At 59.8% G+C, this 24281-nt stretch carries 19 protein-coding genes, 1 tRNA gene and 1 riboswitch; of the genes, 12 read left to right on the top strand and 8 right to left on the bottom strand.

Annotated features, from left to right (window positions below):
- Positions 1–16: 16 nt before the first annotated feature.
- The 10 genes from ABHV46_RS04175 to ABHV46_RS04130 all read left to right on the top strand — a co-directional run bounded on the left by ABHV46_RS04175 (position 17) and on the right by ABHV46_RS04130 (position 11515).
- Positions 17–649 carry a hypothetical protein gene (locus ABHV46_RS04175; protein ID WP_438382927.1) on the top strand — a complete coding sequence of 211 codons (633 nt, stop codon included), beginning with the start codon at positions 17–19 and terminating at the stop codon, positions 647–649.
- Between the two features lie 2 nt (positions 650–651).
- On the top strand, positions 652–1248 hold the full coding sequence (locus ABHV46_RS04170) for a hypothetical protein (protein ID WP_438382925.1): 597 nt from the start codon (positions 652–654) through the stop codon (positions 1246–1248).
- Positions 1249–1416: 168 nt separating this feature from the next.
- A complete protein-coding gene (locus ABHV46_RS04165) occupies positions 1417–1785 on the top strand; it encodes a hypothetical protein (RefSeq protein ID WP_336944907.1) in 369 nt (122 codons plus the stop codon).
- A gap of 21 nt (positions 1786–1806) precedes the next feature.
- Positions 1807–2268, top strand: coding sequence for a thioredoxin-dependent thiol peroxidase (bcp, locus tag ABHV46_RS04160; protein ID WP_336944908.1), 462 nt, complete (start codon positions 1807–1809; stop codon positions 2266–2268).
- Between the two features lie 15 nt (positions 2269–2283).
- Entirely contained in the window at positions 2284–5505 is a 3222-nt protein-coding gene (locus ABHV46_RS04155) for a hypothetical protein (protein WP_438382921.1), read from the top strand.
- A 105-nt stretch (positions 5506–5610) separates the two neighbouring features.
- Complete coding sequence (locus ABHV46_RS04150) at positions 5611–6999, top strand: replication-associated recombination protein A (protein ID WP_438382919.1); 1389 nt, start codon at positions 5611–5613, stop codon at positions 6997–6999.
- Entirely contained in the window at positions 6996–7991 is a 996-nt protein-coding gene (locus ABHV46_RS04145; RefSeq protein ID WP_438382916.1) for an RluA family pseudouridine synthase, read from the top strand. Before ABHV46_RS04150 ends, ABHV46_RS04145 begins: the two co-directional genes overlap by 4 nt.
- Positions 7988–10480, top strand: coding sequence for an AsmA family protein (locus tag ABHV46_RS04140; protein WP_438382914.1), 2493 nt, complete (start codon positions 7988–7990; stop codon positions 10478–10480). Before ABHV46_RS04145 ends, ABHV46_RS04140 begins: the two co-directional genes overlap by 4 nt.
- Positions 10477–11208: an ATP12 family protein gene (locus ABHV46_RS04135; RefSeq protein WP_438382913.1), complete on the top strand. Its 732-nt coding sequence runs from the start codon at positions 10477–10479 to the stop codon at positions 11206–11208. The genes ABHV46_RS04140 and ABHV46_RS04135 overlap by 4 nt, the downstream gene beginning before the upstream one ends.
- A gap of 133 nt (positions 11209–11341) precedes the next feature.
- Positions 11342–11515, top strand: coding sequence for a hypothetical protein (locus ABHV46_RS04130; RefSeq protein ID WP_159101788.1), 174 nt, complete (start codon positions 11342–11344; stop codon positions 11513–11515).
- A 144-nt stretch (positions 11516–11659) separates the two neighbouring features.
- Here ABHV46_RS04130 and ABHV46_RS04125 read toward each other — a convergent pair whose 3' ends face one another.
- Together ABHV46_RS04125 and ABHV46_RS04120 are read right to left on the bottom strand one after the other, a co-directional pair.
- Positions 11660–12823, bottom strand: a complete 1164-nt coding sequence (locus ABHV46_RS04125) for a bifunctional 2-C-methyl-D-erythritol 4-phosphate cytidylyltransferase/2-C-methyl-D-erythritol 2,4-cyclodiphosphate synthase (RefSeq protein ID WP_438384242.1) — start codon at positions 12821–12823, stop codon at positions 11660–11662.
- A 103-nt stretch (positions 12824–12926) separates the two neighbouring features.
- Complete coding sequence (locus tag ABHV46_RS04120; protein ID WP_438382910.1) at positions 12927–14330, bottom strand: sugar porter family MFS transporter; 1404 nt, start codon at positions 14328–14330, stop codon at positions 12927–12929.
- Between the two features lie 953 nt (positions 14331–15283).
- On the opposite strand from ABHV46_RS04120, the gene ABHV46_RS04115 reads away from it, so the two are divergent.
- Complete coding sequence (locus ABHV46_RS04115) at positions 15284–18076, top strand: diguanylate cyclase (protein WP_438382907.1); 2793 nt, start codon at positions 15284–15286, stop codon at positions 18074–18076.
- Here the strand turns inward: ABHV46_RS04115 and apaG are convergent.
- Both apaG and metZ read right to left on the bottom strand, forming a co-directional pair.
- Positions 18036–18509, bottom strand: coding sequence for a Co2+/Mg2+ efflux protein ApaG (gene apaG / locus ABHV46_RS04110; protein ID WP_438382904.1), 474 nt, complete (start codon positions 18507–18509; stop codon positions 18036–18038). The two genes, ABHV46_RS04115 and apaG, sit on opposite strands and share 41 nt — an antisense overlap.
- A gap of 36 nt (positions 18510–18545) precedes the next feature.
- A complete protein-coding gene (gene metZ / locus ABHV46_RS04105; RefSeq protein ID WP_438382902.1) occupies positions 18546–19733 on the bottom strand; it encodes an O-succinylhomoserine sulfhydrylase in 1188 nt (395 codons plus the stop codon).
- A gap of 63 nt (positions 19734–19796) precedes the next feature.
- Positions 19797–19876, bottom strand: a riboswitch (SAM riboswitch).
- 102 nt (positions 19877–19978) lie between these two features.
- On the opposite strand from metZ, the gene ABHV46_RS04100 reads away from it, so the two are divergent.
- Positions 19979–20052, top strand: a tRNA-Gly gene (locus tag ABHV46_RS04100).
- A gap of 24 nt (positions 20053–20076) precedes the next feature.
- On the opposite strand, the gene ABHV46_RS04095 is transcribed toward ABHV46_RS04100, so the two are convergent.
- From ABHV46_RS04095 to argJ, 4 genes are all read right to left on the bottom strand, one after another.
- Entirely contained in the window at positions 20077–20640 is a 564-nt protein-coding gene (locus ABHV46_RS04095) for a hypothetical protein (RefSeq protein WP_438382900.1), read from the bottom strand.
- A gap of 72 nt (positions 20641–20712) precedes the next feature.
- A complete protein-coding gene (locus ABHV46_RS04090) occupies positions 20713–21471 on the bottom strand; it encodes a 2OG-Fe dioxygenase family protein (protein ID WP_438382898.1) in 759 nt (252 codons plus the stop codon).
- A 27-nt stretch (positions 21472–21498) separates the two neighbouring features.
- Entirely contained in the window at positions 21499–22734 is a 1236-nt protein-coding gene (locus ABHV46_RS04085; RefSeq protein WP_336944920.1) for an NAD(P)/FAD-dependent oxidoreductase, read from the bottom strand.
- 283 nt (positions 22735–23017) lie between these two features.
- Entirely contained in the window at positions 23018–24253 is a 1236-nt protein-coding gene (gene argJ / locus ABHV46_RS04080) for a bifunctional glutamate N-acetyltransferase/amino-acid acetyltransferase ArgJ (RefSeq protein ID WP_438382894.1), read from the bottom strand.
- Between the last annotated feature and the right edge of the window lie 28 nt (positions 24254–24281).

Here is a 24281-nt window from a genome sequence, read left to right as displayed (position 1 = left end):
TATTGGAGGGAATAAAATGTCGATGTTCCAAGTAAAGGGCGCTACGGCGCTTTCGCTGGTCGCCCTCATGACGGGCGGGGCAGGCACGGCTCTGGCCCAGCAGCACCCGCGACTTTCGCCTTCTCGCGACGTCACGGTGGTTTATTCGGTGCAGCCTGAAAAAATGCCCAATCCCGTCCAGGCCGTCGTGCAGTTCAAGGCCGAGGGTGACAAGCTGCGCATCGACGCAGCGGACCATGCTGGTTCGACCATTCTCGACCGACCCGCCCAGCGCGTGACGCTGATCATGCATAAGCAGCGCGTCTATACGAGCTTTGCGCCCAAGCATGGCCTGCGTAATCCGTTCATGCTCGACATGTCGATGCAATACGCTCCTGACGGCACCGGAACGGTAGCGGGTCTTGCATGTAACAAATGGACCATCACCACCACCCACGGCAAGGCGTTGGCCTGCGTGACGGAAGACGGGGTTATCCTGAGCGAGGAGGGCGTCGATGCGGATGGGCTGCACGGCAAGCTCGAAGCGCAGAAGGTTACCTACGGGCCTATCGCCGATACGCTGTTTGTCCCGCCTGCCGATTACCAGCAGATCACGGCCCAGATGCCCATCCCGCACGGTGCGGGTCCGCAGAGCTCTGCCAAGCCGTGATCATGAAGGCTTTTGCCCTTTGCGGCCTCGCTCTGGCCACGCTCTCTCCCACGGTCTCGTCGGCTATGGCGGATGAGACCGCTGCGTCTACTGCTTCCACGCCTTATGTGACGCCGCAGGTCGATGTGGATGTCACCTATGAGGCAACCGGGCCGGACGGGCAGATCTATCCTCAGCGTATGCGCTGGAACGCGGGCCATTGGCAGCAGCGTCTCGACATGACGTCGACGGGGCTGATCATGCTGACCGATTATCGCGCACATCGTCTTTCTGTGGTCGATACGCGCGCCAAGACCTACACGGTTTCGGGCGCGCCGGACTCCCAGTTCGCGCCACCCGGAGAGCGGGCTTCGGGTCAGTGGGTCAGGGGGGCAGCGGATCGCGTGGCCAACCAGAACTGCACCCACTGGACGACAACCGATACGGATGGGCGGAGTGCCGATTTCTGCTACGCCGATAATGGTGTGCTGCTTTTGGCGACACATGACGGCACACCATTGATTCGCGCGGTGACCTATGCCGAGACGCCACAGGGCCCCGAGATTTTCAAGGAGCCTGAGGGCTTTCACGAAATTGACGCGCTGAAGCTGGCACACTAGGTCGTTTCAGCCCTTTGGAAGCGCTAAATGGGCCGTTCTGCGCGATTATGTTACATTTCTGCCCGTTTTTTGTCCTGTTCCGTCCAAAATTCGACACCATATCCGGGGTATAACGTTCATGTCGGATCGGCCGCTCTGTTTGGCCCGGTCCGTCGAGGAGGTTTCCAAATGCGTCATATCCTGAAAATTGGCCTCGCGGCTCTGCCCCTTGCAGGTCTTCTGGGGGGCGCTCCCTTGGCTCAGGCTCATCCCTATGGCTGGGGCGGTGGCCCCGGCTGGCATGGAGGGGGCCCCGGTTGGCGTGGCGATCGCGGCTGGCATCGCGGCGGGGGCGGTAACGCCTTTGTCGGCGGTCTGGTCGGTGGTCTTGTAGGTGGCGCGGTGATCGGTGCGATCGCTCGTCCCTATGTCGCGCCGCCGCCGCCGCCTGTCATCTACGCTCCGCCCCCGCCAGTGGTCTATCAGCCGCCTCCGCGGGTGGTTTACCCGCCGCCGGTTGCAGTCTATCCCTCCTACCCGGCATATCCCGCATATTGAGCACGAGGTCTCGATTTCATCATGGTAGCTATTGGCGATAGGGCGCCCGCTTTCTCCCTTCCTGCTTGCGGTGGCCAGACCATCGACAGCGAGGCTCTGAAGGGGCAGCCCTATCTGGTTTATTTCTATCCCAAGGCCGATACGCCGGGATGCACGACCCAGGCATGCGACCTGCGCGACCAGAAGCAGACACTCGGCACTCTGGGGCTGAAAGTGATCGGCATCAGCCCCGACCCAGTCGAGAAGCTCGAGCGTTTCGCCAAGAAATACGGGCTCGATTTCATCCTCGCCAGCGATGCCGAGCATGAACTGGCCGATCGCTACGGCACTTGGGTTGAGAAGACCAATTATGGCAAGACCTATTTCGGCATGGAGCGCAGTTCGTTTCTGGTCGACGCCGATGGTGTGATCCGCGCCATCTGGCGCAAGGTGAAGCCTGCCGAGCACGTCGCCCTAGTGACCGAAGCCGCCTCCGAATTGTAGGTTTTCATCGAAATAGTGCCGCACGATTTCTTTCATCGTGCGTCCTGGCGGGCGTTCCGTCTCGGGGCGCTTGTCGTAACCCTGCCACTTGCCTTCCTGCTTGTGGCCGGCGCGGCATTTCTCTGGCGTCTCTCTGCCGGCCCGCTCGATGTTACCGGGATTGCCAGGCATTTCACCCCTGTTGCAGTTCAGGCCGGGCAACAGCCTGACCACCCCGCCGGTCGTCTGACCTGGGACAGGGTTTTTCTGAGCTGGCAGCCGGGGCTGAAACATGTCCATCCCCTTCTGATCGTTGAAGCGACGGGGCTGCGTATCCTTCGTCAGGATGGCAGCGCGACGCTTGCCGCCCGTGATGCGCGCATGGCGCTCAGAATGGCGCCGCTTCTACGCGGCGCCTTCGAACCAACGCGTCTCGACGTCGACACGGCACGGATCATTCTGCGTCGTACGCCTGATGGCAACGTCGATCTCGACTGGCCAGGTGCCGTGCATCGGCCCTCCCGCTCTGGCGGGTTTTCGATCGCATTTCTGCATAGTCTGACACTGCATGATGTGACTGCCGTTCTGCGCGATGCCGTGCCGGGCCATGATCAGGCCTTCGGTGATCTCGCACTGCATTTTACCGGGGCTAGGCTCGATCGCCCGGTCGATGCGGCGCAGACCGGCTGGTTCGGCAAGATGAACGGGACGTTCGGCCCTGCCGCAGAACCGAGGATGCCGTTTGAGGCGCTTGGTGTTGCAGGCCAGGATGGGGGCGCCTCCTGGCAGGCGGCGCTCGGCCCGGTGATGCCGACCCTTTTCGCGGGATTATTGCCCCATAGCCAGGCATGGCACGTGCCGGTAGCGCTGGATGTGCAATTCCAGCTTTTGCCGCCGAACCGCGCGGGAAAGAACGCATTGCCGATGCCCGATGCCACGCTCTTCCTCCGGCTCGGCAAGGGGACGATCGACCAGAAAGATGACCAGCCGCTTCAGATTAGTGAGGGTATCGTTACCGCTCATTTCGCTTTGCAGGGGAAGGAGTCCGTCATCGATGGCGTACAGGCGGGCATTACCCTTGTCGACGATCTTGGCCATCCCACGCATTTTGCCGCAGGCGGCACGCTGCATATCGATTCGTTGACACGGGCTCGACAGATAGACGGTCAGGTCTCTGCCTCGGCCACGACGCTTGATGTGCCCCATATGGCGGCTATCTGGCCACGCATTGTCATGAAGGGTGCGCGGCGCTGGGTGACGCGCAATCTGACACAAGGCACAGGCAAGGGGCTCTCCATTGCCGCGACGATACGCAGCGAAACGGGTTGGGAGCATCTGCGCCCGGTTCAGACTTCTGCGAGTCTCGAAGTGGATGACACAACGGTGCATTGGCTGAGACCGATACCGCCCGCAGAGGATGTTTCGGCGCGGTTCAGCTTTGCCGGACCGGACACGCTCAAGATCGATTTTCTGGGCGGTGCACAACCCAGCAGCGATGCCAGAAATGCGCCCCGACTGCACCTCGACGGCGGCAGTATGCTGATCAGCGATCTGATGGCCCGTGACCAGATGGGCACGATCAGTCTCGCCCTCTCCGGCGATCTGGCGGCGCATCTCGCGCTGCTGGCGCACCCGAGGCTTCACCTCTTGTCGCGTCATCCGCTGCCGTTCACCCATTCTTCAGGCCCGGTGGTGGTGACGGGGCAGATAAGCCTGCCTCTGTCGTCTCATATCGAAAACGGCCAGATCCATGTCACGGCCGAAGCGCGTTTCGAAAATGTGGCTCTGGGAAATGTGGTGCTAGGGCGCGATCTGACCGGCGCTTCGGGCACGATGAAGGCGACGGAGCGTCACCTCAGCCTAGACGGCAGCGGTCTGCTCGACAACGTGCCGACCACCGCCCGGCTCGAAGAGAATTTTCTCAGTCGTGACGGGGGGCTGCGAGAGCAGGTCCATGCCGTTTCGGTGTTCGACGAGGTGGCGCTTGAGCGCTCGCATATCGGCAGTCAAAGCCTGTTCAAGGGGCGGGCGCAGCTTGTGGCCGATTACAAGGCCCGTTTCGACGGGCATGCCGATCTGCTGCTTGCCCTGAATCTTGCCGATGCCGCGCTGACCATCCCCGTCTGGCGCAAGATGCAGGGCGATGAGGCGACAGCCTCAGCTCATATCGGTTTGAGAGACGGGCATGTCGCGGCGCTCGACCAGATCTCGGCAGAAGGCCCGGGTCTGCATGTCGCGGGACGTGGTCAGGTTACCGAAGGTCAGGTGCGCAGCCTGGCCCTCGATAATTTTGTCATCGGCCGATCGAATGGCGATGCGGTGATCGAATTGCCGAGTTTCGAGGGCGCGCCGATCAATGTGCATGTCCATGCGCATGATCTCGATCTCGCTCCTCTGCTCCATGGTAATGATAAAAAAGAGAAGAGCGCCAGAACGCCTCTGCTTCCGACAGCGAAACCCGCAGCGAAGCCCCCCGTGAAGCCCATGGCGAAATCGGCGCCTGAAATGCGGTGGAATGTCGATCTCGCCACTGACCGCCTGTTCTACAGCCCGACCGGCTCTTTCGGCGGGGTCGTGGCTCACCTCGAGCATCGGAATAATCGTCTGGAAACCGGGCATTTTTCTGCACGCCAGCCCGTTGCTGTAAAGATGCAGCTCATGCCTCGGGGCGCCGGGCGTTATCTGCAGCTCGATGTTGAAAATCTGGGCATGCTGCTGAACCAGACCGGGATGACGGCGCGGCTCGAAGGCGGAAAGGCTCAGATCGCCGGGCATGTCGGCGATGGTGGCGCCGGGCAGCTGCCCCCCTTCGATGGCGTCATTTCCGTTTCGCCGTTTACATTCATGCAGCCACCTGCTGCCCTGACCGCGGCCACCCATCTCTCCGTTTTCAACTGGTCTCAGGCCAGTGAGGAACGCTTCGAGGTGCAGCATCTGCGTTTGCCGGTGAAGATATCCAATGATGTCATGACGATTCGTGAGGGGCATCTTGGCAATCCGGCTCTCGGTGCGACGCTTGAGGGGAAGATTGGCCTCGATCAGGGCAAGCTCGATCTTCAGGGCACGGTGGTGCCGGTATTCGGCATCAACGCTGCGCCGGGGCGCCTGCCCAATGTGGGCAAGCTGTTCTCTCCCGAAAAAGGCGGAGGGCTCCTTGCCGCGACTTTCACGGTGACGGGCACGGCGAGCAATCCGACACTCTCGGTCAATCCCTTTGCCATGCTATTACCCGGCGTCATGCGCCAGCTTGCCAAATAAAAGGCGAGACGAGGCGGATAGCAGTTAAAGGGCTGATGGGCGCAAGCCCCGGCTTCGGCGAGATGCGTTTCGACCTGCTTCGGGACGATAAAAGGGAGAGGCGCCATGCGCGATGACAGCAATGCGGATCTGTTCGGCGCCCCGCCCCCTCGTGTGGGCAAGGGGCAGGCCTATGCTGCGTCTCCCCGGCCCGTTGTGACGCCATCAGCGCCAGAAATAACGCGTCAGACGCAACCTCTGGCCGATCGCCTGCGCCCCAGACACCTCGATGAGGTGGTAGGGCAGGATCATTTGCTCGGGCCTTCAGGCATGCTCAGCCAGATGCTCAGACGCAACACGCTGCCCAGCCTTATCCTCTGGGGTGGCCCGGGTTGCGGCAAGACCACTATAGCCCGCCTCCTGGCCCGCGAGGCGAAGCTGCGTTTCGAGCAGATTTCAGCCGTTTTCTCCGGTGTCGCTGATCTGAAAAAGGCTTTCGAGACGGCCTCGCGCTTCCAGCAGGAAACGGGGCGCGGGACATTACTTTTCGTCGATGAGATCCATCGGTTCAACCGCGCCCAGCAGGACGGATTCCTGCCCTATGTCGAGCGCGGAACGGTTATCCTGATCGGCGCGACAACCGAGAATCCCTCTTTCGCGCTCAACGGTGCCCTGCTCTCGCGCTGTCAGGTTCTGGTGCTGAACCGACTGGACGATAACGGGCTCGAAAAGCTGCTTCAGCGTGCCGAGCAGGAAGCGGAACGCGGCTTGCCGTTGACCGAAGACGGGCGCGCGTCGCTCAGGGCCATGGCCGATGGCGACGGGCGCTATCTGCTCAATCTGGTCGAACAGATACAGGCCCTGCCTGAAGGTGAGAGCCTCGATACGGCTGGACTGGCTACCGTGGTCGCCCGCAGGGCGGTGCTTTACGACAAGGATCGCGAAGAGCATTACAATCTGATCTCGGCGCTGCATAAATCGCTGCGCGGTTCAGATCCCGATGCCGGTCTCTACTGGTTTGCCCGTATGCTCGAGGGGGGAGAAGACCCCCGCTATATCGCCAGGCGCCTCACCCGGTTTGCTGCCGAGGATGTCGGCATGGCCGATCCAGCGGCACTCCCCCTCGCCGTGGCCGCCTGGAAAACCTATGAACGTCTCGGCAGCCCCGAAGGAGAACTGGCTCTGGCCCAGCTCGTGGTGCATCTCGCCACGGCGCCGAAATCGAACGCCGTCTATCGCGCCTATAATCAGGCACGAAAACTGGCCCGGGAGACGGGGAGCCTCGGGCCGCCGCATCATATCCGCAACGCGTCCACCAAGCTGATGAAGAGCATCGGCTATGGCAAGGGCTACGAATATGATCACGATACGGAAGATGGGTTTTCGGGTCAGAACTACTTCCCGGACGAGATGGAACGCGTGGCGCTCTACCAGCCGACCGACCGTGGGCAGGAGCGGGAGATCAGAAAAAATCTGGACAGGCAGGCCGCAATACGGGCAAGCCGTCGCCCATGAGTGTCACGACCCGTATTGTCAGTGAAGATGAGGCCGATATGCGCCTCGATCGCTGGTTTCGCCGCCATTTCCCCGATCTTACCCAAGGTGCGCTGCAAAAGCTGTGTCGCACAGGGCAGGTGCGCCTCGATGGCAAGCGCGTGACCGGCGCCAGCCGTCTCGCCCCCGGACAGAGCCTGCGTATTCCGCCGCTGCCCGCGCCGACTGCGCCCCAGTCGGACCGTCCGGCGCCTCTCGACCCGCAACTGGCACGCGAGATCGAGCGCATGGTGATCTATCGCGACGATCATGTGATCGTGCTCGACAAGCCTTCGGGTCTGGCTACCCAAGGCGGCCCCGGCATTACCAAGCATATCGACATGATGCTCGACGGGCTGCGTGGCGATCTGCATGATCGGCCCCGGCTGGTGCATCGCATCGACCGCGACACGTCCGGCCTGCTGCTTCTGGCGCGCACACCCGGAGTCGCCGCCAAGCTCGCAGCGGCCTTTCGCGGCCGCGATGTCGACAAGACCTATTGGGCGATCGTCGTCGGACGCCCCATGCCTGGCTCAGGCGTCATCGACCAGCCTCTGGCCAAGCTCGGCGCCGGTAATGGCTCGCTGATGATTGCTGCAACGCGCGAAGATGAAGACGCCATGGTGGCCAAGACCGATTATGAAGTGGTCGATGCGGCAGGCAAGAGATTGTCGTGGCTGGCGCTCAAGCCCTTGACCGGGCGTACGCATCAGCTGCGCGTGCATTGCGAAACGCTCGGCACGCCCATCCTCGGCGACCCGAAATATGGCGGCAAGGCCGCGCATATGGAGGGGTTTACGGACAGGCTGCATCTTCACGCCCGTTCTCTCGAATTTCCGCATCCGGCGGGCGGGCGTCTGCGCGTGGCGGCGCCCCTGCCGCCGCATATGCGTACGACATTCAAGGATCTCGGTTTCACCCCGGGTGATACGCCCAAGCCCGAGCGCGTTGGCTTCAAGGGAGCCCGGAAATGAGACGTCTGGCTGCGGTACTGATCGTCCTTCTTGTGCTGGCGACAGGTCTGGCGGTTTCGGCCGATTTCCTGATTGATCGCTCGGATCTGAAATCCGACGTCATTGCTGCGGTCAAACGCCAGACAGGGCGCGATCTGGCCATGGCGCGGTTTTCGGTCGGCATTCTGCCCTGGCCGAGCGTAAGCGCGCATGAGGTCGCCTTCTCCGATATCGGCGGAGAGCCCAACGTGCCGATGCTGCAGGCGCGTGATATTCGCGCCTCCATCGCGCTGATACCGCTCCTCTGGCGGGAAATCCGTCTGGAGAATGTGACCCTGCAACGCGGTGCCGTCATGTTGCATCGTGATGAGGCCGGTCAGGCGAACTGGGATTTTCATGCTCAGCCGACAGAGAAGGGAACAGGTCAGGCGGAGCCTTCGCACCCGGCGGCGCGCTGGAGTCTCAAGATCGGGTCGGCGAAGCTTGATCGTATGGCGTTTTCGCTCGATGACCGTTTTGCCCATCATGGCGGTTCCGTATCGATCGATCATGCGGAATTCGACGGTCTCGCTTCGAGTGCTCCTTATCTCGATATCCACGGCATGCGTGGCGAGACACCCTTTCGGGTGAATGGCCATATCGGTCCGCTCTCGCTGTTTCAGGGCGCCAATCCCCCCTGGGCGCTCAGCCTGGGGGCCACGCTGGGCAAAGAAGGCAAGCAGCAGGACTGGCTGAATTTCGACGGTCAGGTCAGCGACATGCGCCACATGCGCGGTTTTTCCGGCGTGCTGCGCGGCGAAATGGCCTCGCTCAAAGATATCGAAACGCTGTTCCCCAATGCCAATATGCCCTCTGTTACGGGATTCGGTGGCGAGATCGGGGTTTTCGATGCGGACCCACAGGGCAAGACCCCCAAGCTCGACCTCTCGCGACTGGGCGTAAACCATCTTCACCTTCATCTCGACTCTGCGCCTTCATGGCATGGTGTGTCGGTTTCGGCTCTTCACGCGGATGCAGAGACGCTTTCTTCCGCTCTGACCGTGACTGCCACGCTGCGAGGACCGATGCCGGCGCTGGCTGTTCAGGGAGCATTCGGCACGCTGGCCCAGGCGGGAACCTCCTGGCAGACGGCGCTCGAGACGCCTCTCGCGGTCTCGGTCGATCTGCGCGAGGCTGCTCGTCTGGGCAAGACAGAGGGGCTACACGGCCATATCTCGGGCCTGATCGGGGCAAGCGAGACGGCACTGTCGCTCGATGGGGGCGCCGATACCTTGCCGGTGCGTCAGTCGGCCCTGCATGAGGTCACACTCAAAGGCGGGTTCGAACGTGACGGCTCGGGCAAGATTTCCTTCAAGGCATTGACCCTTAACAGCCATGAAGCCGCAGCCGTACTCGATGCAACCGCGCAGAATGCGGCTCAGCCCGAAATCGAGGGCAAGCTTCATTTCCAGCATCTCGATCTCGATGCGCTGGCCGCGCTCTGGACCAAGCCGAAAGCTGAGCAGGCGACCGCCCCTGCTGTGCCCGCCCTGCCCAACCCCGTGGCATCCCTGACCGCTCCGCATCAGGCCACACCCTCAGATGGGAACGCCTCTCCGGCAGATGTCCCGGCAGGGCAGGTTGCGCACCCAGCGGTACCCGTGAATGGAGGATTTTCATGGTCGAGGCTCGCCTCGCAAGGGCGCGCCAATCTGGATATTGCCGCTGATACGGTGCGTTTCAACGCCGCCGATTATACCGGGATTTCGGCTCAGGCGCGTCTGGAAACCGGGCGGCTGACGCTCGACTCGGTCAAGGGAAGCGGGAATGGCATGACCCTCTCCGGGAAGGCCGTCTACGACGTGAGCGTCAAGCCTGCTTCGCTGACGCTGTCTCTGACGTCGTTTCTGTTTCCGGCAACACTCGCTCAGAATCTGCTCGCCATGCCGGGCTTCTTTCGTGGGCCTTTGATGCTCGTGGGGCAGCTCGAAGCACGTGGTGATACCCGAGAGGCGCTGATTGCTTCGTTGAACGGCCATCTGGGCCTCTCGATGGTCGGTGGTTCCATCGCGACCGGGCCTCTGGGTCCTTATCTTGGGGATTCCGCACGGGCATTGCTGCCGCATGGCGATCTTTCGGTGCGCTGCCTGGGTCTCCATGCCAGCTTCACCGATGGCCATGCACAATTCGACACCCTCGGTATGGAAGCCGGTGCTCTCAGTCTCTCGGGTCATGGCAATTATGGGTTGGTAGATCGGACCCTCGATCTGCATCTCCTGCCGCGTATCGGAATCGCCGGAACGGGAGCCTCGACCCCTGTTCTGGTAACGGGAACGCTCGAGGCACCCAAGGCCCAGCAGGAAGCAAGTTCCGGCGGCCGCTTTGAGGTAACAATCGGCGGCAGCGAGCCTGATACCTGTCCGGCTGTTCTCGAAGCTGCGCGCGAAAATCTGCCGGGTGAGGCTGCGCCCGAGCGCAAGAAGCATAACAAGGCTGCCGAGCTTCTTCATGGGCTGGGATTACTGCATTGAGCCAGACGATCAAACGTTTCTGGAAAGAGGTTCATGTCGTGCCGGGTACGGTGCCTCCCGGCTACGAAGTGCGTCTCGACGGGCGTTCCTTCCGCCTGCCAGGCGGAAACCCGCTGATCCTAGCGTCCAGGGCGCTGGCCGAACGGATCGCGGAAGAGTGGCGCGCCATCACGCCCGGCGCGGCTTTCAAGACCAGCGACCTCCCTCTGACCCAGATGGCGGGTACGCTGATCGAGCGTGTCGCTCCTGACAGGGAGCAGATTATCGGCGGGTTGATGGCCTATGGCGAGAGCGATCTTCTCTGCTATCGCGCAAACGGCGCGCTCGGACGTGAGCAGGACGCGCTCTTCGATCCGGCGCTCGACCTGTTCGAGGCCTCTCACGGAGTCCGGCCTCCTGTTACGAGGAGCCTTCTGCCGCATCATGCCGGAATCGAGGTGCAGGATGCTTATGCTGCTGCGCTCGGCAGGCTCGATGACGCCGCCCTGACCTGTGCGGCGGTCTGCGCCCCGGCAACCGGTAGTCTGATTCTGGCAATCGGTTTGGCCGAGGGCTGGATCGACATCAGCTCTGCCTGTGCCATGGCGAGTGTCGAGGAGCGCCACCAGATGGCGCAATGGGGCGAGGATGATGCGCTGATCCAGGAAATGGAACGCAACGCCAGCGACATAAGCACTGCGCTGGATTTTGTTACCCTTGCGCATGAAAAAGCGTCAAACAAGGCATGATTTCGCCATGATTGCGGCCTAGATCACCAATCGATCCAGTCATCACATTAGGTGACTATTGGTTACTGGACCGGCGTCTTTGCTGGTCTTAAGTCTGGTCCGGTAATCAGAAGAAATCGTGTAAGGGTAGCCAATGTCGTCTCGTATTCATTCCGTAATCGAAGACAATATCTCGGCAGAATCTCTCATCCGCCGTATCCCTTTCAAGGTGCGTTCGGCTCATTTCGTGGCCCGCTGCGTTCAGAATGTGTGGCTCCTGCTGGCTGCAACGCCGGTGATCGTCGTGATCTGTGCGATCAGAGGCTGAGACTGGTAAATTCGTCACTCGGCAATAGCCTGAGGAATTTGGGGCGGGTGCCTGAGTACTTGCCACCGTATAACGGCAATAAATGAAAAAGCCCGGCTTTCGCCGGGCTTTGCTGTATTCGGACGTTTCTGCAAAGGGCTCGTTTCAGGGCAGCAGAACGGTCGCGACCGCCGTTGCGGCAATACCCTCTTCACGCCCGGTGAAGCCCAGACGCTCAGATGTGGTGGCCTTGACCGATATGCGGTCCACATCGACCTGAAGCAGGGAGGCGAGGCGTTCGCGCATGGCTTGCGCATGAGGCCCGATCTTGGGGCGCTCGCAAATGAGCGTCACATCGGCGTTGATTAGCATCCCGCCGCGCTGGCGGATACGTTCACCGGCGTGGACTAGGAAACGGGCCGAATCCATGTCCTTCCATTCATTATCGGTCGGCGGAAAGTGGCGCCCGATATCGCCTTCGGCCAAAGCACCGTAGATTGCGTCGCACAGTGTATGGATGCCGACATCGGCATCCGAATGCCCTGCGAGACCGCGGTCATGGGGAATAGTGATGCCGCAAAGGATCAGCGGGCGACCGGCCTCGAAGGCGTGAACGTCATAGCCCAGCCCGGTACGCGGGAGTGGGGTCGAGCCGAGCAGTCGTTCCAGACGCACGAGATCCTCCGGTAGGGTCAGTTTGATATTGTCTTCGGCACCCTGAACGAGAGCGACGGGATGGCCCGCAGCTTCGAGAAGGGCGGCATCATCCGTCACCGGCCCCTGATGGGTGCGATGCAGATCCAGCAGAAGTCGGAAATGGAAGCCTTGCGGCGTCTGGGCACGCCAGAGCGACTCTCGGCACACGGTCGTGTCCACCAGACCATCACGGCCGCGCTTGAGCGTGTCGGCGACAGCCACCGCCGGTATTGCGCCTGGCTGGCGCTCAAGGGCCTCCAGCACGTTACGCACCACTTCTGCAGGGACATAAGGCCGAGCACCATCATGGACCAGCACGAGATCGGGAGGCTCAGGGAGGCGCGCCAGGGCTTCCAGACCGGCACGAACGCTGTCTTGACGCTCTCGACCACCAGAAACGGGCGGAAGGGTCTCGAGCCCGTCGAGCGCCTGCAACAGCAGGGGGTCGTCTCCGACCGGCTGGATCAAGGTCACGTGGTCGCGCAGCGCCTCGGCGGCGTGACGGATGACGGTCTTGCCTCCGAGCAGCATATACTGCTTCGGCATGGCGGCGAGGCCGGCAGTGGCAGCGGCGCTGGCATCAGCGAAGCGGCGACCGGAACCGGCGGCGAGGAGGATGGCAGCAATACGCATGGTGTTCAGGGAATGCGGATTTGTCACCTGCACGTCAAGCCAAGAAAAAGCCCCGCAGAAACTGCGGGGCCTCAACTTTGAAACAGGTCGTCTCAGTTGGCGATCAGCGGCCGATATCGCGCAGCCTGACGCCCTTGTTGAGTTTGTGCTCAAGCGATTCGAGCGTAACGCCGCGCGTCTCGGGCACGAAGGCCAGCGTCACAAGAATGAACACGGCGTTCAGCGCGGCATAGAGCCAGAACGTGTGCGAGGGACCGAGGGCGCCAAGCAGTGTCAGGAAGGTCGACCCGACCGCCATATTGGCAATCCAGTTGGTGAAGGTCGAGCAGGCAATGCCGAAATCGCGACCCTGAAGCGGCTGAACCTCAGCGCAGAGCACCCAGATCAGCGGACCGGCCGAGAAGGCGAAACCGGTGATGAAGAGCAGAAGCACCGCGACCGAAAGATAATGCATCAGCGTGCTCGAATCCTGGCCCAGCGAGAGCAGAACCGCGAGAGCGCCCATGCCGATGGCCATGATGATGAAGCCTGCGATCAGCATCGGGCGACGCCCCCAACGATCGACGAAGCCGATGGCGATGAAGGTGGCGAGCATGTTCACGAGGCCGACGATGGCCGTACCCCACATCTGGCCGTCCTGACCGAATCCAGCCACTTCGAAAATGCGTGGAGCATAATACATGACGACATTGATGCCGGTGAGCTGCTGAACGATCTGCAGACCGATACCAAGCATGACCGAGCGGCGGAAATTCGGATTTTCGAGGAACATCGAGAAGCCACGCTGCTTCTGCTTCAGGCCCTCCTGAATGTCTCCGATTTCGCGCACGGCTTCTTCGCGCGACGGACGCAGGGCTGCCAGCGTCTCCAGCGCCTCGGCATGACGTCCGCGCAGCATCAGCCAGCGCGGGCTGTCGGGCAGAAAGAGCGACCCGACCAGAAAGAAGGCGCCAGGAATTGCGACGATGCCGAGCATCCAGCGCCAGGCACCACGATAGGCAAAAATCGCGTCCGATACGAAAGCAAGGAGAATGCCGATCGTGATCATGAGCTGATAGACCGAGATCAGGCTTCCGCGATGCTGTTCGTCTGCGACTTCGGAAATGTAGAGCGGTGCCACGAAGCTCGCAATGCCGATGGCAAGGCCGAGGATAGCACGAGCGACGATAAGCATCGTAGCCGAATTGGCACCGACGCAGCACAGGGCGCCGATCATGAAAAGCGCCGCGCTGAGAACCAGCGCGCGTTTGCGGCCAATCGAATAGGACAGTCTTCCGGCGCAGAGCGCACCAATCGCAGCGCCTACCATCATTGAAGAGACGATCCATTCCTGGGCGGGAACGCTCGCGTTGAATTCCTTGGTGATGAAGCCGAGTGCGCCAGAAATCACACCGATATCGAGCCCGAACATCAATCCGGCCACCGCGGCCAGAATTGCGGCGAGCATCATTTTTCCTACCAGCGGAACTTTCGCGTCGCCTGGAGCGGAAGGAGAACCATAACTCATGTGGGAAGACCTTAGATCAGAAAGCCGGGGCGTGTTTCGCGTGAAGCCCCTTTGCTTGCACAACACGAGAAGGCCCAGGACGAATGTGATATTCTAGCACTCGGGACGTTATTTCAAACCAAATTCGTTGTGACCCTTAACGCGGGCGGCTTGGTGTAGCCAATACGGCGCAGACTCGTGCCTGACTGTGAGAGGACACTGTTAGGTGCTGCGTGAGTAATGAGTTAATTTATCATTAAAAGATAAAAGTAAATAAACAAGAAGGTAATAGATCTAGAAGAAAAATATAAGTCATATAAACGTTTTGGTACGAAAATTGTAAATAAAAAAATTATCGAAATTGATAATGATATTCACGTAATATAAGATCACGGTGATCGCCATAGCTCTTACATGATGTCATTCAATAACTAGGCACGACACAGGCGCAATAATGTTTCATTTCTTCTTTAGGAAGTAATGCTTGCTTTTGTAAGAGGAATGATACTATGAGCTTTTCCGCAGTTGTTTCACGTGCCCTTTCTGTTTTCGTCTTTGCCGGTTCTGTTGCTGCGGTATCGCAGACTGCCCCTGCGGCAACCGCTTCAATTCAGAGAAATCACATTCATCCGGAGCGCATAGCTCTGACTGGTCCTCGTCCGGCTAAGGGTTCCAATGTTGATCCTTGCGGTATTGCTGGTAACTGCATCGCGCAAATCGGTTAATATGATAGGATTTTAACGACCACGGAGATGAGGTAACGTAAGGTGTTCCTTGGCTCGCAACATCGGTGTGACGAGGATTAGGCCCTGATATCTCAAGCCGTTGATAGTGATGACAAGGGTGTCAGCCCGGCGCGCGTGTTGACTTCCCTTTGTCATACCTTATGTGCCGTAAGTGTTCTTGCTGCGGCTTCGTTTGTCACTGCTGTCAGAACTGCTTTGCCCGCTTGGTCGAACGATATCGCTCTTGGAATGGAGCATCTCACCCTGCCGAACGGCATAGACAACGCGTATATATTCAATCTGTCTCAGGATAGCCAAGGTTACATTTATCTCTCTACGATGAGGGGCGTGTATTTCTTTTCAGGGGCGCGATTTTACCGCCTGCCCCTTGACGGCGCTTTTTCAGCTGGCGCCGTTGTTGTGATGACGAGGCTGATGCCTGATGGCAGGATGCTGATTTCCGATGGGAATAACGTAGGTCTTGCGACTTCGGCTACATCTGCTCGCCGCTCTCCTGCGACGCTGGACTTCAATATTTTTTCTTTGGATCACACGGGGAAGATATCGGGAATATTTGTAGATAATGGGAACGTATTTCTAGAAGATCGATCGGGTCTCCGTAAATGCGCGCTATTAACTTCCTCTTTATCTTGCGCTGACCAAATTGTTCCAGGCACGCATGATGTAACGGTTTATCAGGCCCGTGATCATGTCTTCATCATCCCGAAAAATGCTTCGATTGTCCGGGATCTGGCGGGAAAAGTCGTTTTCTCCGTCGAGCGACCTAAAGCTTTTTCGATTTGTCCCAACCGAGGCATCGCCCCCAATCTTTGTGTCCTCCTTGAAGGGCGCGTGATTTCCACCGACAATCTAGGAAACATATCTCAGTCCAGAAACGACGGAGCTTTCAGCGTTGCAGATCGTGGGGAGCGCTCAATTTTTGCGACGGGCTCTGCAGATGCGACGGTACTGTTTGATGGAAACAGGCTGCGTTCCTTCGATGGTGATCACTGGAGCTTCCTGAATCATGAGCTAAGTCGCGAGCAGGAAATTACGTTTGCGTTCGTGGATATGGATAATCAGCTCTGGACTGCGCAGGATCTTGTCGAGTTGGACAAGCTGATAGGCTGGGGTGACTGGGAGAACCTTGAGCCGCAGGACATTCGATCTGTGTGGTCTGTGCTGCCGCTAAAAAATGGTCATGTCGTTTTCACTAGTCAGGGAATCTACGCGCTTTCGAGGTACGGGCTGGACAAGAAACTCGGTGATGGGAATTTCTTCTTCGGGGAAAGCGATGGGCAGGGAGCATTTTGGGCTCCTGTCGACGATGCGACGTTACTTCGCTGTCGTTATGGAGATCTGGCATTAAAATGTGATCGACGTTTGCCCGTCGAGCGCGTGACAGGGCTCGCGTTTTCCCGCCAATCAGGCACTTTATGGATTGCCTCGGATGACGGATTACTGTCCCTCGCTTCAGGTACGACGACGCCGCATATCGAGGAAGACGCGCGAGGACGGCCTCTTACCGCACCCGCTACTGCGGTGACATTAAGGCGAGACGGTACTCCTTGGGCAGTCGACGCGAATATTCTGTATCGAAAGTCCGATGACGGACGATGGATCCCCGTTGTTGAGCATTGGCCAAATTCCGCTGATTTCAGTCCGTTGGTTATGACCTTCACGTCGCGAAACGATTTGTGGATTGGGGGAATACGGGCCCACGATGGGCTTCTGCACCTTACCTTGGATGGCAATCACGTCTCGAAAATAGAGCAAATCGCTGCCTCCTCAATTGGTTCTCAGATTGTTTTCAGCCTACTTTGGGACTCGGGGAAGCGTCTCTGGGTCGGGACTGAAAACGGTCTAGCCGGTTTCGATGGGCATCAATGGGTCCGGGTAACCAAGGACGATGGTCTCATATCCGCCAATATCAACCAGCAGGGACTATCTGAAGACAGGGACGGCACGATCTGGATTACTACGTCCCGTGGGGTCTCCCACTTGATGCACCCTGAACATCTGTTTTTGAAGCAGAACCTCCGGCCTGTCTTTGTGAAGGTGATGTTGGGCGAGAAAATGCTGCCTGAAAAGGCAGTACCCTATACGCGCGACCCTCTGATGGTCACGCTCGGTTCGCTCAATACAGCGCTCTCTTCCACAACCTATTTCCGTTATCGTCTGGAGGGTGTGGATCAGAACTGGATCACTACGACAACAGGCGAAATTCGATACAACTTCGTGCCGCCCGGACATTCCAGACTTATTGTGCAGGCTCTGAACGACAATCGGAATCTTGTTTCCGAGCCTATCGTGCTTGAAATACGCATGCTACGGCCCTGGTGGAGTGCATGGCCGTTTGTCCTTCTTTACACGCTGTCTGTCATTGCGCTGCCCTATACGCTCAACAAGCTGCGATTCCGTTATCTGATGAAGCGTCAGCGCCGTCTCGAGGAACTCGTCGATGAGCGCACGACGGAGATGCGTGTGGCCCAGTCGGCGCTCGAGCAACAGGCACGACAGGATGGCCTTACCAAGCTCATGAATCGGCGTACAGCGGAGGCTAGCGTCACGCGTCTGCTGGAAAAACTGTCACGTCCCGATGATACCGGGGTCATGCGTTCAGCGACCCTCGCGCTGTTTGATGTCGATCATTTTAAGTCCATTAATGACAGTTTCGGCCACGCGATAGGCGATGAGGTTCTTGCCGGGATTGGTGCGCGCCTCATACAGGCGAAACGGCAGGAGGAAATCATCGGACGTCATGGCGGCGAGGAGTTTCTGATTGTCGTGCAGGGGGAGTTCGCCGAAGCGCAGGCGCGCATCGCGAGCCTGCTGGCGGGGCTTAGCGACGTGCCATTCGAAACCAAGGTTGGCCCGCTATCGATCGGGTGCAGTGCTGGCGTGGCCCGCACCCGCGCGGATGAAGCTTGGGCCGACGCACTGGAGCGCGCCGATCAGGCTCTTTACAGGGCAAAGCTCGAAGGAAGAGGGCGTATCGTCGTCAGTGCAAGAGACCAAGACGATGAGGACTGTCCAGGCTGAAAGCGGGGACAACAGCCTCAAAACGTTCCGACGTCGCGGGGATGATCATGTGAAAAAACCCACGCATGAAGCCGCAAGCCGTCGGCAGGGCGGTGCCAGAGGTGTATTCAAAGGCCTCGTTTGCCACGAGAATTGGCTGCTCTCCTACGACGCCATCGCCATGAATATGGTCGGTCTTGCCGCGCCCGTCGGTAATTTCCCATGATCGGCTCAGAAGCTGGACCGTCTCATCTCCGCCGTTCTCGATGCGAATATGATAGGCCCAGGCGTAATGATGGTCTTCAGGCTGAGACTGATCCTCAAGCCAGAATGTGCGCACAGAAATCGTGATGTTTCTGGTCACCGCTTCGTAACGGGGGGCGGCGTCCATGGCTTCGGCAAGACTCGTTTCCGGGTCCGCTACAAGGCGGGGAGGGGCGGGCTTATGCGACATGCCCGCCTTGTAGGCTCATGAAGACGCGAAAAGCAATCAGGCTTTCAGCGCGGCGAGGCCCCGCTCGAGATCGGCAATCAGATCCTGGCTGTCTTCGAGTCCGACCGAAAGACGTATGGCGCCGTCTGTAATTCCAAGCCGCGCGCGCTCTTCCGCATCGACCTTCGAATGTGTCGTCGTGGCCGGATGGGTGGCCAGAGAGCGCGCGTCACCGAGATTGTTCGAGATGGCGATAAGCTTGAACGCGTTCAGGAAACGGAAAGCTGCCTCCTTGCCGCCCTCTACCTCGAAGGCCACGAGCGAGCCGCCATTGCTCATCTGTTTCTCGACAATGGCGCGTTGCGGGTGAGAGGCCAGACCCGGGTAGGAGACGCGGGCGATACCGGGCGCGTTTTCGAGGAAATGCGCTACCGCGCTCGCATTTGCCGCCATGGCGTTGACGCGCAAGGGAAGGGTTTCGATTCCCTTGAGCAATACCCAGGCGTTGAAAGGTGAGAGTGCATTGCCGGTATTGCGGGTGAAGGGCTGAAGCGTTTCCTCAATCCACTGTTTGCGACCGAGCACAGCCCCGCCGAGCACACGGCCCTGACCGTCGATATGCTTCGTGCAGGAATAAAGCACCACGTCAGCGCCCAGCGCGAGCGGCTTCTGGCCGACGGGCGAAGCAAAAACGTTATCGACCATCAGTAATGCGTCGGCCTTGTGCGCCAGAGTGGCAATGCGCTCGATGTCGAGAATATCGAGCATCGGGTTGGAGGGGCTTTCGATCAACACAGCGCCAGTCGGCTGGGAGAGGGCGGCTTCCCAGCCCGCCCAGTCATCGCCATCGACCAGAACGGTCTCGATGCCGTATTTCGGCAGGAGGGTGGTCACGATCCAGTAGCAGGAGCCGAACAGGGCGCGGGACGCGACGACGCGATCGCCCTGCTTGAGATGGGCGAGCAGCGCCGAGGAAACCGCGCCCATGCCGCTTGCCGTTACAATGCAGGCTTCAGCGCCTTCGAGTTGGGCCAGCCTGTTCTGTAGGGCGTCGGTCGTCGGGTTGCCGAAGCGCGAATATTGATAATGCGCGACATCGCCAGTGAAGGTGGCGGCGGCCTGCTCTGCGCTGTCATAGACAAAGCCCGAGGTCAGAAAGATCGCCTCGCTGGTCTCGCCGTGTTCGGTGCGGCTGACATCCTGATGCAGCAGCTTGGTAGAGGGACCGTAGGATGTATCTGTCATGGAAGAGACGCTCCAAAATGCACCTGTGTGAGCGGTGCGATTCTGGCCGTGGAAAACCTGGGATGCAGAACATCCCGGGCCTCTTTAGCGCTGTTGTTTAGCCTCGCCGCAATCCGGCCTTTCAAATCGCGAGGGACGCCCTCTTTCGAGGAGCGACGGACGAACTATGCGCAAAGCTCGCGCGCTTCGTCAACCGAGGTGGCGCGATTGCATCGCGAGACGAGCTGCGATAGAAGAGGCGCCATGCGGGTGTAGTTCAATGGTAGAACGGCAGCTTCCCAAGCTGCATACGAGGGTTCGATTCCCTTCACCCGCTCCAGCGCCCCTTGTAAATCGAGACAGATCAGCCGCGCAGAAGCTTCTTCTGTGGCGCGTCCGGTGCTTTCTTTTTTGGGGCGGAAGGGGCCACCGGGGCAGGGGCGCCGTCCTGATAGCTCGAGCCGTTCCAGGTCCAGCGATCGTTCTTGTCGATCAACAGGTCGTGCATGCCGTTATGGCGGCTCGGTAAAACCGAAATGGCCCCGCTGACCGAGTCTAGAACCAGCTTCCAGCCGCCCTTGTGGCGCAGATAAACCGAAGTGGAGCAGCCTGCAGAACCGCAGAGGCGTGCCGATTGCAGTTGCACGAAAAGTGCCATGTCGCTGCGATCGGAAGAAAGCGGTGCGGAGGCGACGAGCACGACCGGATTATCGTTATGCTTGGCGGCATCGGCGAGGTCGCCGCTGTTGAGCTGTCGGGCAACCTGATCGAGATTGGTGCCGGGTTGCGCGCTCAGAACGATCGGGCGAGGCCCTGTATCGTCCTTGGCCGGAGCCGCGTTTGTCGCAGCATGATGCGTTCTGGCAAAGCTCGCAGGTGCAGCGAGCCCCATGACTGCGATACTCGCCACAGCAAGACCAAAACGCATCGGAAGTTCTTTCATTCTCAGGATCGGCTCGCTCTTTTGGCGACTCGCGGAAAGGTAGCGGCTTATGCTCTTTTAGGCATGACGCAGCGTGACGACCAGTACGTCACGATAGGCAGGGCGTGCCGGATCGATCGGCTCAACCGGTGTCACGCCATGATAGACGCGATGATCGTCGACAAGGGCCGTATCGAGTGGCGCTTCAAGAGTAAAAGAGCCAATTTCCTCACGATGATCATTATGGATCGAGGTCACGCCCGAGGCCACATTCTCACGATTGACCATCAGCACGAACACCCAGTCGACCCCGTCACGATGCATACCTTCGGGCGTGGGGCGGCCGTTATTGCCGGCCTGCGCCTCGATGCGAAACTGATGGATCTCGGCATGCCAGCTATCGGGCTGGGTCGAGGCAGGAGTCATGCGCAGCGCCAGAAGATGCGCGGCGTTGAGAATGGACAGCATGACGGGGTGCGTTGCGATCGCATCCTCCATGGGCCCGAACCAGCGTTCGATTCCGCCATTGAGAAGATTGTAATCGCGACTTTGATAATGCGGCTGGTGACGTTTGCGCTCGATCCGCCCGCCCGTAAGAGCATAGGTGGCGTAGCGTCTTTTACGATAGCGCCCGCCATCGGCCATGTAGCGATCAAGCCCGAGACGGTTCCAGCTTTCGGCAAACGACTCCCAGTCCTGAAACCCGAAGGCTTCGAGAAAGGAGCGCATTTCCCTGCCGCGCTCAAAGGCGAACCCTTTCTCCTGAAGTGTCGCGACCATCGTGTCGAGGCGCGCCGATTCGGCTGGGGGGAGGGCTTGGGAAAGCTGCAGGGGCATGATGCTCGGCTATCGCTGATCGAACGGTTACTGGTCCAGACGTGGGCGGGTCGGCATCAGATGCGCCTTCAGAAAAGCTGCCGTTCCACGTGCAAGACCCATGACGCCGATCTGATGCTGGCGGAAAATCAGATCATGCAGCCAACGCGGCGCAAGCCCACGCAGAAGGCCGCCTCCGAAACTCGTCGAAGAGCCGACCATGCCCCAACCATTATAATCACCCAGAGAGACTACGGCACCACGGTCGCGGTAAACAAATGTCGAGGGCTCGCGTCCCTGGGCGATAACCGGAATGGCGCGGCCGAGATAAATGCCCTGTTGTCTGGCAACCTGTGCCGTGGCTGGCAGGGGGGCATCATTGATGCGCGCGCAATCGCCGAGGGCAAAAATCGAGGTATCGCGGGTCGATTGCATGTGATGATTGACCACAATCTGCCCGCCACGGGCGATGTCGAGCCCGTCGAAAAGCTCGGTCGCGGCACTTGCCCGCACGCCAGCCGCCCAGACGCGCAATTCGGCGGGAACGACGCGGCCATCCTTGAGATGGAAGCCTTCACCGTCCACCGAAGTCACCATCGCTTCAGTCAGAACGCTGACGCCGAGCGCTTCGAGCTGCTTGCGGGCATCATTGGAGACACGTTCGGGGAAGGCGGGGAGGATGCGCTTACCGGTTTCGATCAGAGAGAGGCTCAGAACGTTCTTTCTGGCTTCCTTGCCATAGCCGGGGGCCAGGTCGATGGCACTACACAACTCGGCGGCAAGCTGCGTACCTGTGGCCCCGCCACCCACGATACCGACATCGAGTTTGCGATTAGCCGCAGCCGCCTCCCGGAACGCAGCACGGAATTTTTCATGAAAGATGCTGGCATCGGGCAGGGAGTCGATGAAGGTGCAATTGGCCATCACGCCTTCGATACCGAAATCATTGGAGCGCGAGCCGAGCGACACGATCAACATGTCATAGGGAACGATCTCGTCATTCGCGAGGCGGATCTCATGCTTCTCGCGATCGACGCTGCTCAGCGAACTCTGGACGAAGCGGAAGCCAAAGCGGCGGCTCGCTTCGACGAAGGTCGTACAGTCGCGCGATTCCTGGCCGGTGCCTGCGGCAAATTCATGCAGCATGGGTTTCCAGTAATGCACGGCACCCTTGTCGATCAGCGTGGTTTCGATCAGGCGATGTCGCCCACGACCGAGGGTCATTGCCGTTTCCATCCCGGCAACGCCGCCACCAATGATGACCACGCGAAATGCATTTGCCATGCCTGTTCCTCCTCAGCGTCGCTCGGGCGCGTATACAATGCTGATCTGATTGCGTTTTGGAGTAGCTCTCGGAGCTATCGACCCATAATGTGGGTGCAATCGATCCGCCCGTCCAGTCGCAGAGAGCCCTCGGACGATCAAAAATGGACGGAGACGGTACTAAATCTGAATACACTCAGATGCAAGCGGTTCTCAATAAATAGAAAGCCGAGCCAGGAGGGCAATTTCATCCCGGCCCGGGCGTCTTCGGGCGACCGACCTTTGAAGCCGGTCGCCGGAAAGTTCAGCTCCGATAAGAGCCGTTGATGTCGATATAGCCGTGGGTCAGGTCGCAGGACCAGATCTGGGCGTGACCATTGGCCAGGCCGAGGTCGATCTGGATCTCGATTTCCTGCCCCTTCATATGGGCGACGACCGGCGCTTCGTCATAACCTTCAACGACGGTGCCCTGCCTTGCGATCCAGGTGCCACCGATGGCGACCGAGAGTGTGTCGCGATTGGCGGGTTCGCCGCTTTTGCCCACCGCCATTACGACGCGGCCCCAATTGGCATCCTCGCCTGCTATGGCGGTTTTCACCAGTGGGGAGTTGCCTATGGCCAGTGCGATCTTCTTGGCAGAGGCGTCGGAGACGGCGCCATTGACGCGTACCGTGAAGAGCTTTGTCGCGCCCTCGCCGTCACGAACGACCATCAGGGCGAGTTCGAGCAGCAGGGAATCGAGGGCTTCACGGAAAGCGGCGAGGGAAGGGTCGGCCAGCGACGTAACCGGAGGATTGCCTGCTTTTCCCGTCGCGAAAACGAGGACCATGTCAGAGGTCGAGGTGTCGGAATCGACCGTGATGGCGTTGAAGCTGTGGTCCGTGCCGACATGCAGCATGGCCTGAAGCACGTCGTGTGAAATGGCGGCATCAGTGACGACGAAGCCGAGCATGGTGGCCATGTCGGGCGCGATCATGCCACTGCCTTTGGCGATGCCCTGGATCGTCACTTCCTTGCCCGCAATCTCGACCTTGCGCGTGGCGGCCTTGGGGAAGGTGTCTGTGGTCATGATGGCACGCGCCGCGTCTTCCCACCCGTCAGGGGTGAGGGTGTCGTACAGATCCGGCATGGCGTTGCTGATGCGTTCGGCGTCGAGCGGTTCGCCGATCACGCCAGTCGAGGCGAGAAACACTTCCGTGGCGGCACAATGCACGGCGCGTGCGGCGGAGGCGGCAGAAATCTGCGTGGCCAGAACGCCGGCGCGGCCCGTGAAGACATTGGCATTGCCGGAATTGACGACCAGAGCGCGAGCGGTGCCTTGGGCCAGAGCGGCGCGGCTCCAGTCGATGGGGGCGCCGGGGCATTTGCTACGGGTAAAAACGCCTGCTGCTGTCGTACCGGGCTCGAACTCCATCATCATGAGATCGGTTCGATCCTTGTAACGGATCTGCGCGGCGACAGCGCCAAGCCTCACGCCTGCAACCGGCTCGAGGCGCGGCAAAGGCTGGGCGAGGGGGGAGAGGGGAAGGGCTTTGGCCATGATCTGCCTCCGAACTGAGAACGTCGGA

Source organism: Asaia sp. BMEF1, from assembly GCF_051628905.1.
In the GTDB taxonomy this organism is placed as follows: domain Bacteria; phylum Pseudomonadota; class Alphaproteobacteria; order Acetobacterales; family Acetobacteraceae; genus Asaia.
Note: the sequence above shows the minus strand (reverse complement) of the source record. Positions and strands in the feature narration are given on the sequence as shown.